General features: G+C 62.6%; 9 protein-coding genes. 1 reads left to right on the top strand and 8 read right to left on the bottom strand.

Annotated elements, in window-relative coordinates; genetic code table 11:
• Positions 1-105 precede the first annotated feature (105 nt).
• The 4 genes from ntrC to glnA form a co-directional block, all read right to left on the bottom strand.
• The gene (ntrC, locus tag ASD07_RS17555; protein ID WP_055933152.1) at positions 106-1,590 is read right to left on the bottom strand and encodes a nitrogen regulation protein NR(I); all 1,485 of its coding nucleotides are present in this window, start codon (positions 1,588-1,590) and stop codon (positions 106-108) included.
• 9 nt (positions 1,591-1,599) lie between these two features.
• On the bottom strand, positions 1,600-2,691 hold the full coding sequence (glnL, locus tag ASD07_RS17550; RefSeq protein ID WP_055933149.1) for a nitrogen regulation protein NR(II): 1,092 nt from the start codon (positions 2,689-2,691) through the stop codon (positions 1,600-1,602).
• Entirely contained in the window at positions 2,688-3,173 is a 486-nt protein-coding gene (locus ASD07_RS17545) for a DUF4124 domain-containing protein (RefSeq protein WP_055933146.1), read from the bottom strand. The genes glnL and ASD07_RS17545 overlap by 4 nt, the downstream gene beginning before the upstream one ends.
• Positions 3,174-3,272: 99 nt before the next feature.
• Positions 3,273-4,688, bottom strand: coding sequence for a type I glutamate--ammonia ligase (glnA, locus tag ASD07_RS17540; protein WP_055933143.1), 1,416 nt, complete (start codon positions 4,686-4,688; stop codon positions 3,273-3,275).
• Between the two features lie 218 nt (positions 4,689-4,906).
• Between glnA and ASD07_RS17535 the strand changes: the two genes are divergently transcribed.
• Positions 4,907-5,368 (top strand): rhodanese-like domain-containing protein, encoded by a 462-nt coding sequence (locus ASD07_RS17535; RefSeq protein ID WP_055933140.1) that lies wholly within the window; start codon positions 4,907-4,909, stop codon positions 5,366-5,368.
• Between the two features lies 1 nt (position 5,369).
• Here the strand turns inward: ASD07_RS17535 and ASD07_RS17530 are convergent, their stop codons facing one another.
• From ASD07_RS17530 to ASD07_RS17515, 4 genes are all read right to left on the bottom strand, one after another.
• Entirely contained in the window at positions 5,370-6,770 is a 1,401-nt protein-coding gene (locus ASD07_RS17530) for a sulfatase-like hydrolase/transferase (RefSeq protein WP_055933137.1), read from the bottom strand.
• A 136-nt stretch (positions 6,771-6,906) separates the two neighbouring features.
• Positions 6,907-9,375 (bottom strand): TonB-dependent siderophore receptor, encoded by a 2,469-nt coding sequence (locus ASD07_RS17525; RefSeq protein ID WP_055933134.1) that lies wholly within the window; start codon positions 9,373-9,375, stop codon positions 6,907-6,909.
• Between the two features lie 106 nt (positions 9,376-9,481).
• A complete protein-coding gene (locus ASD07_RS17520) occupies positions 9,482-10,780 on the bottom strand; it encodes a TAXI family TRAP transporter solute-binding subunit (RefSeq protein ID WP_055933131.1) in 1,299 nt (432 codons plus the stop codon).
• 135 nt (positions 10,781-10,915) lie between these two features.
• Complete coding sequence (locus tag ASD07_RS17515; protein WP_373922084.1) at positions 10,916-14,011, bottom strand: transglycosylase domain-containing protein; 3,096 nt, start codon at positions 14,009-14,011, stop codon at positions 10,916-10,918.
• Between the last annotated feature and the right edge of the window lie 285 nt (positions 14,012-14,296).

Raw genomic sequence — 14,296 nt, 5'->3', positions numbered from 1 at the left:
ATACCCTAAACCCGGTAAACCAGGGTCTGACCCAAGGGTCAGACCCGAGGGGCGACGGTCGCGTAATCGGGTCTGACCCTTGGGTCTGACCCAGGTTTACCGGTTTTAATCGTCCTTGGCGCCGTCGATGCCGAGCTCGGCGATCTTGCGCGTGATGGTATTGCGCCCTATACCGAGCCGGATCGCTGCATCGTTCTTGCGTCCATGCGTGTATTTCAGCGCCGTGCGGATCAAGGCCGACTCAAACTGGCGCCCGAGGATATCCATCACATCCTGCTGCCCGCTGCTCAGCATCCCCGCAGCCTGCAGCTCGAGCAGGCTAAGCCAGCCTTCCGGCGAGGTGGCCAGTGCCGGCAGGGCCAGCGGCTGTACCGTGCCGTGATGCTGCGGCATTGCCGTCTCTGCAGCGACGGGAGCAGCAGCGGCATGGCTCTCCTGCCCCTGCGTCAGCTCCAGCGGCAAATCCTTCACTTCCACCGACTGCCCCGGCGCCATCACCGTAATCCAGTTGCACAGGTTTTCCAGCTGCCGCACGTTGCCCGGCAACTCAAGCTGCTGCAAGAAGGCCAGCGTGGAATCGCTCATGCGCTTGGCTTCCACGCCCAGCTGGCGCGCGCTCTGCACCAGGAAGTGGCGCACCAGAATAGGGATATCCTCGCGCCGCTCCCTCAAACTGGGCAGGCGCAGGCGGATCACATTCAGGCGGTGATACAAGTCCTCGCGGAACAAACCATCGCGCACGCGCTGTTCGAGGTTCTGGTGCGTCGCCGTAATCACGCGCACATTGGCCTTCAGCGGCGAGTGGCCGCCGACACGGTAGAAGTGGCCGTCCGACAGCACGCGCAGCAAGCGTGTTTGCAGGTCGAACGGCATGTCGCCGATTTCGTCCATGAACAGCGTGCCCCCTTCGGCCTGCTCGAACCGGCCGCGGCGCGTGGTCTGGGCGCCGGTGAAGGCGCCGCGCTCATGGCCGAACAGTTCGGACTCCAGCAGGTCTTTCGGGATCGCCGCCGTGTTGATGGCGATGAAAGGCTGGTCCGAGCGCGGGCTATGCTTGTGCAGCGCCCGTGCCACCAGCTCCTTGCCGGTACCGGATTCGCCGGTGATCAGCACCGTCACGTTCGACTGCGACAGGCGGCCGATGGCGCGGAACACTTCCTGCATGGCCGGCGCCTGGCCCAGGATTTCCGGCGTGTCGGCCGGCCCGGATTCGATGCTCGATTCACGCAGGCTCTCGTCCAGCGCACGGCGGATCAGCTCCACCGCCTTGTCGATGTCGAACGGCTTGGCCAGGTATTCAAAGGCCCCGCCCTGGAAGGCCGCCACGGCGGAATCCAGGTCGGAGAAGGCGGTAATGATGATCACCGGCAGGCCGGGATGGCGCTGCTTCACCAGTTGCAGCAAGTCGAGGCCGGAGTCGCCCGGCATGCGGATGTCCGACACCAGCACCTGCGGTGTCTCATGTTCCAGCGCGGCGACCGCATCGCGCGCATTGGCAAAGCTGCGCGTTGCGAGGTTCTCCCGCGCCAGTGCTTTCTCAAGCACCCAGCGGATCGATTCGTCGTCGTCAACTATCCAGATTGGTTTCATTTAATCCGATCAAGGCAAAGGCAATAAGATTCTGAAGTCCGTTTGACCAGGCCTGCTTTCGCATTCGATAACCCCCATGTGCTGCTGCACGAAGGTTTGCGCCAGCGTCAACCCCAGGCCGCTGCCGCCATCCCTGCCCGACACCAGCGGGTAGAAGATACGGTCGCGGATCTGGGGCGGGATGCCCGGTCCGTTATCGATGATATGCAAATCTAATGCCAGCGCATAACGCACCTTCGCCAGCGTCATCTGGCGTGCCACGCGGGTACGGAAAACGATCTCGGCGTCGCCCTGTTCGATACGCGATGCCAGCGCCTGGGCCGCATTATGGGCGATGTTGAGTACCGTCTGGATCAACTGCTCCTTGTCGCCGCGGAATTCGGGCAGGGAGGCGTCGTAATCGCGGCGGATGGTGAGCCCGACCGGGAACTCGGCCAGGATCAGGCTGCGCACCCGCTCCAGCACTTCGTGGATATTGACGTCGCCCACGATATGCGGCCGGCGGTGCGGCGCCAGCAGGCGGTCCACCAGCGTTTGCAGGCGGTCCGCTTCCTTGATGATGACCTGGGTGTATTCGCGCAGCTGCGTCAGGTGCAGCGGCGGCAGCTCCATTTCCAGCAGCTGCGCCGCGCCGCGGATGCCGCCCAGGGGGTTCTTGATCTCGTGCGCCAGGTTGCGGATCAGCTCCTTGTTGACCTGGCTCTGGTCCATCAGGCGCTCTTCGCGGTCCTGCTTCATCTGCTGCACGATTTCGCGCAGCTCGATCATTACCGCGCCATCCGGCTCGTCCAGCGCGCTGGCGATGATGTGCACATGCAGCGCTTCGCGCCCGGCGCGCTCCAGCACCAGCTCTTGCCGTACATCGGAAAACTTGTGATCGCGCGCCTGCGCGATAATGTTTTCCAGTTCCAGCGGCGCCGCGAACAGGCCGCCCAGCGCTTGCCGCGCCAATGCTTTCAGCGACGATTCGAGCAGGTTCTCGCCGGCGGCGTTGAGGTACAGGATATGGCCGCCGCCATCGACGATGACAACGGCCGATGCCAGCAGGTCCAGTCCTGCCAGTTCAGCGGGCCGGATACTGGCAGGGCTGTCTGGGATCATTTGATATTGGAAAGCTCGCGCTTCAGCGCTTCCACGTTCGATTCCGCACGCGCGATGCTGTCCTTCAGGCCAGCGACGCGCTCCTGGTACTTGGCCGCATTGCGCTCGTCGGCCCGGCGTTCGGGCTCGCCGTTGTTGAATTCCTTGCGCAAATCCGCCAGCTTACGGTTTTCGGTGTTGAGCTCATCGGTCAGGATGGCGCGGCGGTCGGCATCGCGGGCTTTCTGCTCCGAGCTTTCAACGCGGGGGAAATTGGCTGGCGCTACGGCAGGTGCGGACGGCGTGGCGCCGCGGCGCGCTCCGGCAGGCGCGGGTATCGCGGCGCCAGGCAGGTCCAGCATCTTGCAGTTCTTTCCCTTGCGGCTATCGGTCAGTTCCTTGCGGCCATCGGCATCCACGCAGAGAAAAATTTGCTGCGCCTGCGCTGCGCCACTCACGGCCAGCAGCGCCAGCCCATGTAATACGAGAGTGCGAGTGTTCATGCCCCGACTATACAACATCCGAAAAAAAACGCGAGGAAAGCAGCTGGCTGACCTCGCGTATTTGTTGACTGCCAGGCAATTCCGGCAGTCGAGCCCTGGTTACAGGGAGTAGTACATGTCGAACTCGACCGGGTGAGTGGTCATGCGCATGCGGGTGACTTCGGTCATCTTCAGTTCGATGTAGGCATCGATCATCGAATCGGTGAACACGCCGCCGCGGGTCAGGAACTCACGGTCTTTGTTCAGGTGATCCAGCGCTTCTTCCAGCGATGCGCAGACGGTTGGGATCAGTGCATCTTCTTCCGGCGGCAGGTGGTACAGGTCTTTGGACGCTGCTTCGCCTGGGTGGATCTTGTTCTGCACGCCGTCCAGGCCGGCCATCATCAGTGCTGCGAAGCACAGGTATGGGTTGGCCAGCGGGTCCGGGAAGCGGGTTTCGATACGGCGGCCTTTTGGATTGGCCACGTGTGGAATACGGATCGAAGCCGAACGGTTACGCGCCGAGTAAGCCAGTTTCACTGGCGCTTCGTAGCCTGGCACCAGGCGCTTGTACGAGTTGGTGCCCGGGTTGGTGATCGCGTTCAGTGCCTTGGCGTGTTTGATGATGCCGCCGATGTAGTACAGCGCGAAATCGGACAGGCCGGCATAGCCGTCGCCAGCGAACAGGTTCTTGCCGTCTTTCCAGATCGACTGGTGCACGTGCATGCCGGAGCCGTTGTCGCCAACGATAGGCTTAGGCATGAAGGTCGCAGTCTTGCCGTAGGAGTGAGCGACGTTCCAGACGATGTATTTCAGGTTCTGGGTCCAGTCGGCGCGCTCGACCAGGGTCGAGAACTTGGTGCCGATTTCGTTCTGGCCAGCGCCAGCCACTTCGTGGTGGTGCACTTCAACCGGAATGCCCATCGATTCCAGGATCAGGCACATTTCGGAACGCATGTCCTGGAAGGAGTCGACCGGAGGCACCGGGAAGTAGCCGCCCTTGACGGTTGGACGGTGGCCGGAGTTGCCGCCATCGATGTCCTTGTCGGTCGACCAGGAAGCTTCGTCGGAGTCGATCTTGACCATGGCGCCGGACATGTCGATCTTCCACTTCACGGAGTCGAAGATGAAGAATTCCGGCTCAGGGCCGAAGTAGGCGGTGTCGCCCAGGCCGGAGGATTTCAGGTAGGCTTCAGCGCGCTTGGCGATGGAGCGCGGGTCGCGGTCGTAGCCCTTGCCGTCCGACGGTTCAATCACGTCGCACTGCATGAAGAGGGTGGTTTCTTCGAAGAATGGGTCGATATTGGCGGTCGATGGATCCGGCAGCAGGATCATGTCCGAAGCTTCAATGCCTTTCCAGCCGGCGATGGAAGAACCGTCGAAAGCGTGGCCCGATTCAAATTTGTCGATGTCGAAATGGGACACAGGCACGGTTACGTGCTGTTCCTTGCCACGGGTATCGGCGAAACGGAAGTCCACGAACTTGACTTCGTGCTCTTGTACCATCTTCAGAACATCTGCGGCGGTCAGTGCCATTACATATCTCCTAAGTGAAAAAACTGCCGCGACCTCTTGGGTGCGGCGAACGCTGGTGGTACATTAAGCAGATATCATGCCAGCCAATTCCCTACTACCGGCACGCGAAAAGACGCACCAGGCGGGTGCGCTTGCCGATCATTGCACCATGGTGGTGCAATATTGCACCAATTAATGCAAATGCATCGTTGTGGTGCAGTCATCATAAAGGAAAAACCATGAGTTCCAATTCCGAAATCCTCGACCGTGCACGCAAACGCGACACTTCCCTGCCCTACGCCGGTGCAGTGACCCCGCATGAGGCATACGAACTGCTGAAATGCGACCCGCATGTGCGCCTGGTCGATGTGCGGACCAATGCCGAGCGCGATTGGGTGGGACGGGTGGCGATTCCGGCCGGGCAGCACCTTGCGGCGCAGTGGAACGTGTATCCGGGCGGTACGCCGAACCCGGACTTCCTGGGACAGCTGGCAGCGGCGGTGCCGGGCAAGGACACGGTGCTCGTCTTCCTGTGCCGTTCGGGCGTGCGTTCGCGCCACGCGGCCAAGGCGGCGACCGAAGCCGGCTATACCCAGTGCTACGATATCCTGGAAGGCTTTGAAGGCGACAAGAACGCCGACGGCCATCGCAAGACGGTGGGCGGCTGGTGCAAGGCCGGCCTGCCCTGGGCCGGCGCCTGATTCACTTGCGCCCATCCCACAGGGCCAGGTATTCGCGCGATCGATTCAGCAGGTCGCGCTCCATTGCCGCCAGCCGCTCGGGCGGCGGCAATGGACGGTGCGCGTTGAAGCCGCTGTAGCCCAGGCCCAGGCGGCCGCCCGGCACCTGGTAGCCGATGAATTCGAGGATGGATGGCAACAGGTCGAAATGCAGCAACTGCGCACGGTTGGGCACCGCTGCCTCGTGGGCCAGGAAAGTATTGAAGATGGTCCGGCGCGGCATCTGCGCCAGCTGCGGCGATAGCGGATTCTTGCGCGACAGGTGGTCGCCGACAATCACCACATTGGTGTTCTCCAGGTAGCCGCTGCGCTCCGCATAGCGCACGAAGTCCGCCACCGCTGCCGCGGTGCAGGACACGATGCCGTCGAATTTATCCGCATAGCCCTGCTGCGCGCACTGTGCCGACAGCATGCCGGCCGGCTCGTGGGTATCGACCGTCAGCAGCGACAGGTTGAACTTCTGTTTCGAGGCCGCCAGGTCGCGCAGCCTTGCCTTCGCCTGGCGGAACAAATCGGCATCGTACAAGCCCCAGCCATTCATCGTGCTTTCGCCGGCGCCGCGCTGCAGCCATTCATCCTTGCCGTAAACCTCGTGGTAGTGGTGCTGGCGCAGGAATTTATCCTTGCCCGCAAAGCTCGATGCGGCGCCGCCCATGAACACGTTGCGGTAGCCGCGCTGGGCCAGCAGGTCGCTCAGGCACACCGCCTTGCCGAGGAAGGACTCCATCATCTGTCCTTGCGTATTGCCGTCGAAAATCGACACCCGTTCCAGCGGCACTGCGCATTGGGTGGCGACCATCGCAGCGATGGTCCAGCTGGTGCCGGGCGCCTGCTCGTAGTCGGGAAAGCTGGTGCCGTGCAGTGCGGTCAGCGGCGCAAGCAAGTCGCGTCCGAAAGCGTTGCGGTCGGCATAGCCTGACTCCAGGCTTTCGACGTAGATCAGCACCAGGTTTTTCGCCTTTTGCTCGTGCAGGGCAACCGAAGCTGGCGGCACATAGTTCGCACCGAAGTAGTCGGCACCGAAGTTCGCTTCCAGATACTTGAAGGCCGATACGTCCCACAGCCAGAAACCGATGGCGGCGGCAAGCAGCAAAGGTGGCAGCAGGCGCTGCTGCCGCTGTGCCAGGCGGCTCTGCAGCCAGCGCAGCAGCACAAAGAACAGCAGTGGCGCGATCACGCACCAGCGTACGAATCGCTTGGCAAATACCGGGTCGGAAGTCCTCGCAAGATCGAGGCCGAAGTCCAGGTGATAGGCGATCTGGTGGATGTCGACCTGCCCGAAGTACCGGTGGATCCAGTAGCTCAGGCAAAACAGGAAGATGGCGGCCAGCGACAGCGCGCCGCGAACAAATGAAATGGGCATCGGGATAGTTCAATATCGTCGATGCCCATCGTCGCAGGCCGGTGTAACAGCCGGTTATCCAAAACCCCGCTTTTTGTATCGCAGTATTACGCTCTTGTAAAAAATCTGCTCAACTGTAAAACCGGGTTAAGACAGGTTAAAGCGCGTAGTTCAAACGGGCGTACACAAAGCGGCCGGAGCGGCCGAACGGCGAGTAGTTGGAATACGGTGCATTGCCGGTGCCGTTCAACAGCGCCGGATACGGGTCCGGATATTGGTCGAACAGGTTCTCGGCACCCACCGCGGCAGTCAGGCGCTGCGTGATCTTGTAGCGACCTTCGACGTCCACCAAAGTCTTCGGCGTCATCCAGTGATCGCGTGCCGGGTTGGCGTCCGGCTGCAGCACCTTGCCGTAGCGCGTGGCGCGGAAGGTACCGCTCCAGTTGCCCAGCGTATGGTTCACACTGGCCGTAAATTTGGTCTGCGGCGTGCCATGCTCGAAGGTCAGCACATTGACGCGATCAAACAGCGGCGGCGCAGGATTCAGCGCAGCCAACTGCGCGGTCACCGGCACCTTGGTCACTTCGGTCTTGGTGTAGTTGCCCGCCAGCGTGAAGTCAAACTTGCCCACGTTACCGGCGTTCCATGGATAGTTCGCCACCACGTCCACACCACGCGTCGTGGTGTTCACGCCGTTGATGAAGAAGCGTCCGCCGCCAACGCCGATAAAGCCTTGCGAGGCCAGGTAGTCGCGCACATTGGTCTGCAGCAGGTTCTCCGACAGCACGATGCGGTCGCGGATCTTGATCTGGAACGCATCCACCGTCAGGCTGGCCTTGCCCATCTTGCCGACGGCGCCAAGCGAGAAGTTGGTCGACTTCTCTGCATCGAGCGGTTTGGCGCCCAACGCGATCGCAGCCGGATCGCTCGGCTTGAAGGTGGTGATATCGAACGGTACCCCGCCGACGAAGTTGGTCGCCGTGGAGGTGAAGAACTGCTGTTGCGGCGACGGCGCGCGGAAGCCGTTCTGCGCCGAACCGCGCAGGGCAAACGACGGCGAAAAGTTGTAGCGCGCCGCCAGCTTGCCCGACCAGTTGTTGCCGAAGTCGGAGTAATGCTCACCGCGCACCGCGGCCGATGCCAGCAGGTTCTCCGTCACGTTCGCTTCCACGTCGGCAAACACCGAGTAGGCTTTGCGGTTGGCATCCGATTCGTCGCTCGGACGGAAGCCAGGGAACACCTGCGAGCCGGACGCCGTCGGCTGCCCGTTCGGCAGCAGCACGCCGCCATTGCGCCAGGAATCCGGTTCGCCGGCATGCAGGGCGTAGCCTTCACGCCGCGCTTCCGCACCAATTGCCAGGTTGAGCGGCGAAGACAGGCCCACTTCGAACTGGCGCACGGCCGACAGGTTGAAGGTGAGCTGGTCGTACTTGAAGCCGCCCGCGTCGAAGGCGGTTTTGGAGCTCGGGCCAAGGGAACGGTTCAGCGTGTTCTCGATGGTGAAGTCCATCCGGTTTTCGCCGTAGGTGAGGGAGGTATCCATCTCCCACGCGCCGGCGCTCCAGGTCGCGCCGAAGGCCGCGCTGAAGTCTTCCACCGCCGGCGCGATGATCGGCAGGAAGCCATCCGGATAAATCTGGATCGTATTGTTGTCCTGGATCGCACGGCGGAAGAAGCCGCCCGAGCGCGCATCGCGGTCCTGGTAGCTGGTCCAGCCATACAGCTTGACGCCGCCGGCCAGGTTATAGCCGGCATTGGCGAAGAAGGTGTTCTGCGTCAGCTCAGGCTCGCCGTACCAGGCGTTGAAGCGATTGATCGTCGCTTCGCGCGGGTCGAAGGCGCCGTTCAGCAGCGGATATTGCTGGCGCACGTCCCAGCCCGATCGCTCGGTGTGATGCTGGCGCTTGCGCTCCAGTGCCAGCACCAGGAAGCCGTCTTCACCCAGCTCCATGCCCTTCCACAGGCTCAGGTTCAGCGTATTGCCGTCCTTGCGCTTGCGCGAATCCTGCACGCCCCAGGTGGCGCCGGCTGGCGGCGTGCCCGGATTGAAGTTGTATTCGGTATCGCGGCGGCCATAGCTCACACTGGCCTCGCCACCGGTGCGGTCGGTACGCAGGCGTACGTTGATCACGCCTGCAATTGCGTCGGAACCGTATTGCGCGGAAGCGCCGTCACGCAGCACTTCAATGGTTTTGACGATACCGGCCGGGATGGAGTTCATGTCCACCGCCGCCGAACCGCGGCCGATGGTGCCGTTCAGGTTGACCAGCGAGGAAGTATGGCGGCGCTTGGAGTTGACCAGGACCAGGGTCTGGTCAGGCGCCAGTCCGCGCAGCGTGGCGGGGCGGATGGTGTCGGTACCGTCGGCCAGTCCAGGACGCGGGAAATTCAGCGAAGGCAGCGCCACGGACAGCGCCTGCGTGATTTCCGGAACACCGGCGTTCTTGATGCTGTCGGCGCTGATGACGTCCACCGGTGCGGTGGTGTCGAGTACCGTGCGGTTGGAGACCCGGGTACCGGTCACCACCACGGTAGCGGTTTCGCCGGCAGGCGCTTCCTGCGCCCACGCGGCGTTGCTGAAAAGTGATGCAACTGCGATTGCGAGAACCTGTTTTTTTGGTGCCATAGCTACCCCTTGTAGTTAAACCAGTTTCACTCCCCGGCTTATATTTGAGGTAACTATGAGCAACTGTCAATTCAGGTTCTCGCGGATACAACACTTTCAAGTTGTTTTACGTGTTTGTACGTAGCTTCTGGCGCACAAACTCGATGTGGTTGCGCAGGCCGTAGAACTCATCGGCAAAGGACAGCGGCACGGTCAGGCGATTGACCCGCTCTTCGATCTGGTCCAGGCGGTGCAGCAGTTCTTCGCGCGGCTTGCCTTCATCGACGCCCTGCTCCACCGAGCGCAGCTGGCCGTACCAGCGGTAGACGCGCGAGCGGATGCGCCACACGTACAACGGCGGCACCACTTTCGACAGCGGCAGGATCAGGGCACCGGTGGCCAGCAGCACCACCCACAGGCGGTCGAACAGGTTGGCCAGCCAGAAGGTCATATAGCGTTGCAGGAAAGGCGGCCCGTCCTTGTAGAACTTGGCCGCTTCATGCGCGACCGGAATCTCGGTATAGCGCGGCGAAGGGAACTGGCCCTGCTGCTGGAACCAGCCCGCCCCGCTGTGGATGCTGCTGGCGGCCTGCACGAACAGGTCGACCAGGGCCGGATGCAAGTCTTCGCGCGCCACCAGGGTCGCCGTCGGCGCGATCAGGTGGTAGTCGCGGGCCGGCAGGTCGCGCCCCAAGTCGACGATCCCGCGCGGCAGGGTGACGTGGGTCAGGTACGGCAGGCGGCGTGCATAGGCTTCGGCCTGGGTGAAGTTGAACAGCTTGATCCCGGGCGTCATCAGCAGCATCTGGATCAGCGGGTCGTCGGGGGCGGCGGCGAACACCAGGGCGTCGATGCGGCCTTCCAGCAATTCCACCGTGGCGGGGGTGTTTTCCAGGTCGCTGGCGTTGATGTCGCCGACGTGCAGGCCGTTGATCTGCAATACCTGGCGGAACAGGCGCGGCACGCCGCTGCCCTCGGGACCGAGGTTGACCTTCATGCCTTTCAGGTGGGTCAGGCTGGTGACGGCTTTCCTGTCGCGCATGAAGAGCCACAGCGGCTCGGTGAACAGGCTGCCCAGCGAGACCAGGCCGGTGCGCTCGGCTTCGGCTTCGTTGGTGGATCCGCTTTGCACGAAGGCGATGTCGGTTTCGCCTTTATTCAGGCGTTGCAGGTTTTCCTGCGAGCCCTGGCTTGGCTGCAGGACGACTTTGATGCCGTGCTTGGCCATCGCTTGCGCGTAGCGCTTGCCGATGTTTTCGTAGGCGCTGTTTTCCTGGCCGGTGGCGAGCTTGACCACGCGCGGCGGGGTGGGGTCGATGATCCAGTAGGCCAGCGCACAGGCGCCGGCGATCAGCAGGACGGTGGGGGCGAACGAGACCAGCAGGTCGCGCAGGCTGATGCGGGTGAACTTGGTGATGAGTTTCATGCGCGCATTGTAAACCGGTAAACCTGGGTCAGACCCAAGGGTCTGACCCGTGCGGCGCATCCGCCGCAGGCAGGGTTTGAGGTTTTTGACTTTCGGCAGGGTCAGACCCTTGGGTCTGACCCGGGCTTACCGGGTTTAGCGGGCGCCGCAGGCGCGCAGCGGTGCGGCAGGAAATGCGGCCGCAGTGGCAGCCGCCAAGGCAGCCGTAGCCACCGGCTGCACTCCGCCCGGCGCATTGCTTGCCGCCATCGCCGTCACAACCGGCGCCGCCTTCTGCGCATTCGGTTCGATCAGCGGCATCAGCGAAGGTGCCAGCACCGTCAGCAGCTGCACCGGCAGCGCCGAAGTGAAGTCGTAGTTTTTCGACTCCGGCCCATGGACATAAGCCGTCATCGAGCCGAAGAAGCGCTCGCCGATATTGAACACAAAGGTCGCCGAACGGTTCACATAACGCGATTCGATCAGGCGCCCGCCCGCCGCATACACGTCAAAACGCTGGTCGCCGGTACCGGTCTTGCCGCCCACCGGAATGATCTGCCCATCCGAGCCCACGAACGCCGCCTTCACGCGCCGCGCCGTACCGTCCGACACCACTTCGCGGATCGCATCCGCCACCGCGCGCGCCACTTCCGGCGTCAGCACCTGCTCATTGGTAGACGACTTGTTGCGCGCAACCGTGGTTTCGTACGGCGTACCTTTCGCAAAATGCAGCGACTCGATGCGCTGCGTTGTCTTGCGCACGCCGCCGTTGATGATAATGCCCATCATCTCGGCCAGCGCGGCAGGACGGTCGGCCGAAGCACCCAGCGTGGTCGCATACGACGGCACCAGCGAATCGAACGGATAACCCATCTTCTTCCACTGGCGATGGATGCCCATGAAGGACTCCATTTCCAGCAGGCCGGCAATGCGCTTGTCCTGCGCGTATTTGTGATGGGTCTTGAACAGCCACTGGTAGACCTCCTGGCGCTCCTTCTCGCTGGCGGCAACCACGTCGGACAGCGAAGCGCCTTCATTCTGGTGCAGGTAGGCCACCAGCCAGAGTTCCAGCGGGTGCACGGCAGCCAGGTAGCCGCGGTCGGCCAGGCTCCACTTGTCCATCGCGTACTGCTCGTACATCTTGGCCAGGCGCTCTTCCGGCACATCGTTCTGCACCTTCAGGTTGTCGTTCACGAACTTGTCGAATTCCGCCAGCGTCGCATTCGGATACACGGTGCGGTGGATATTCGCCAGGCGCACCGGCGTCGGGCGGATCGTATCGAGCAGGATCGCGTCCAGCTCCGAAGTCTTCTTGCCTTTGTACTTGGCGTAGAAGCGGTACAGGAATTCCTTGCCTTCCTTGTCGGCGAAGCGCGCCAGGTAGGCCGCGCGGCGCGGATCGTCGGAGTCGGTCAGCAGGGTCTGCGAGGAACCCGGCATCTGGAAGGAGTAATACTTGACCACATCGCGCATCAGGCGCACGAACACCAGGTTGGTGGAACGGCGCAGCGCCTCGCGCACCGTCATGATCTTGAAGTCGTCATCCTTGCTGAAGTTGCCGAAGTAATGCAGGCCGCCGCCGGTAAAGAAACCTTCCCCCGGATTGGCCGAATACTTGCGCTCCAGCGCCGCCTGCAGCATGGCCGGCAAGTCGCGCTTGTCCATCGGCGTCATGGCCAGGTATTCGATGCCCCAGGTGGTCAGGCGGTCGCGCTGGTCGACGTTGACCTTCTTCAGTTGCGCCGCGTCCATCTGGCCATACTTCTTGTGCAGCTGGTCGACGATGTCCATGTACGTCACCAGGGTGCGCAGCTTGGCGGTGGAACCCAGGTCCAGCTTGGCGCCTTCGTTGATGTCCAGCGGCTGGTCGTAGTTGTCGGTCTGCACGCGCAGGTAGTTGGCGTGCTCGCCGCGCTCCAGCAGCGTGAAGCTGTACACCACATTGGCCGGGTCGCCGTTGCCCAGCATGCCCTTGCCGGTCAGGCCGGCCTGCACCGCGGTTTCCGGCTCGCGCAATTGGCGCAGCATGGCGGTCACGGTCTTCTGGGTCTCAGCATCGAGCGTGGTGTTCACCGACAGGTCGAGGCGGTCCAGGTTGTACATGCGGTTGTCGCCCAGCAGGTTGGCCAAGTGCACGCGCACCGCGTTCGAGGCTTTCTTGGTCACATACGTCATCGGCGGCGCCGCCTGCACGCCGCTGCCCTTGGCCGGATGCAGCTTCTCCTTCAGCGCAGCGTCGCGCAGCTGCGCCGTGATGATGCCGGCGCTCGCCAGCAGGCGCAGGTGGCTGTTGGCCAGTACTTCCAGGTCCTCATCGCCTTCGCCCAGGTAGTAGCTCGGGCGGCGCTGTGCAATCAGCAGCGACAGCGCTTCCTTGAAGGCCAGCGGGCTGCCCGGCTGGTCCATCTTGCCGCCCAACAGGCGCGACACTTCATCGAATTCGCGGCCGTACCAGACCCACATGCCGTCGCCCACGCCGTTCACTTCACCGTAGCCGGGCTTGGCCGACAGCGGTACCGTATTGAGGTAGTCGAGCACAATCTGGCGCCGTACCTTGGTGGTATCTTCGCCCTGCTGGTAGGCGCGCAGCGAAGCCGACACCATTTGCTGCAGCTTGTCCTTCATCGAACCGGTGCGCCCTTCCGGTGAATGGCGGTATTTCTCGATCTGGGTCGCCAGCGTCGAGCCGCCCGCAGCGCGGTGGCCGCCGGCGCCCACGGCGCTCATCGACTTTTCCAGGATGGCCTTGGACAGCCGGTCCCATTCAACAGCCGGATTGCGCTTCGGATACTTGTTGTCCAGCAGTTCGCGGTTCTCGATGAACAGCAGGCTTTGCACCAGCGCGTTCGGCGCCTGCTCGAAGCTGCCGTAAATACGCTCCGGATAGCTGGCGGTGAACAGCGGCTGCTCGCGGCAATCGAGAATCGACAGGCCGGTACGGGTTTTTTCATGATAAGTCGCGAACACGCCCATGTCGCTCAGCTCCACCATTTTCGGCGAGAAGCGGGCCTGCGAGGTGACCTCGTAGTCGCGTGCTTTCAGCTTGTCCAGGTAGTCCGGCAGGTTGGCGTAGCCAAGGCGCTCATCGTATGGGCTGTCGTGCGGAAAGCGGATCGACTTGCTCGGCCCCGGCTCCACCTTGTAGGTCAGCTTGCCGACCAGGTCGGTGAACACCTTCGCCTGCATCGTCGAGGTGCGGGTCTCGTGATAGCCCCAGACGCCGGCCACCGTCAGCAGCACCAGTACCAGCACAATGAACGCATTGCGCAGACGTGAACCCTTTTTGGGTTCGGATGGAGGCGGTGGTGCTGTCTCGGTTGGTTCGTGTGGTTCGAAGGAGCTTGATTCGTGATCTTGTTGGGAAGGCATAGGTACCGAGCGCAAACGCCGCCTGTTGCCGCCGTATCCAATCGCTGCCGCACCGGCGCGCATCTTGCGCACCGCTCGGACGACAACTCGGGGCCGGCGAAAACGACGATTGCTTAACATAGTGTTCAAACCGGACAGTACACGCAGAGTATTTCTGCTTGATTACCA

The organism is Duganella sp. Root336D2 (genome assembly GCF_001425005.1).
GTDB lineage: Bacteria > Pseudomonadota > Gammaproteobacteria > Burkholderiales > Burkholderiaceae_D > Rugamonas.
Note: the sequence above shows the minus strand (reverse complement) of the source record. Positions and strands in the feature narration are given on the sequence as shown.

Excerpts from the sequence above, each read along its gene's own strand:
- glnL (WP_055933149.1), bottom strand. The coding sequence starts at position 2,691 with ATGATCCCAGACAGCCCTGCCAGTATCCGGCCCGCTGAACTGGCAGGA.
- glnA (WP_055933143.1), bottom strand. The coding sequence starts at position 4,688 with ATGGCACTGACCGCCGCAGATGTTCTGAAGATGGTACAAGAGCACGAA.
- ASD07_RS17520 (WP_055933131.1), bottom strand. The coding sequence starts at position 10,780 with ATGAAACTCATCACCAAGTTCACCCGCATCAGCCTGCGCGACCTGCTG.
- ASD07_RS17530 (WP_055933137.1), bottom strand. The coding sequence starts at position 6,770 with ATGCCCATTTCATTTGTTCGCGGCGCGCTGTCGCTGGCCGCCATCTTC.
- ASD07_RS17545 (WP_055933146.1), bottom strand. The coding sequence starts at position 3,173 with ATGAACACTCGCACTCTCGTATTACATGGGCTGGCGCTGCTGGCCGTG.
- ASD07_RS17535 (WP_055933140.1), top strand. The coding sequence starts at position 4,907 with ATGAGTTCCAATTCCGAAATCCTCGACCGTGCACGCAAACGCGACACT.
- ASD07_RS17525 (WP_055933134.1), bottom strand. The coding sequence starts at position 9,375 with ATGGCACCAAAAAAACAGGTTCTCGCAATCGCAGTTGCATCACTTTTC.
- ntrC (WP_055933152.1), bottom strand. The coding sequence starts at position 1,590 with ATGAAACCAATCTGGATAGTTGACGACGACGAATCGATCCGCTGGGTG.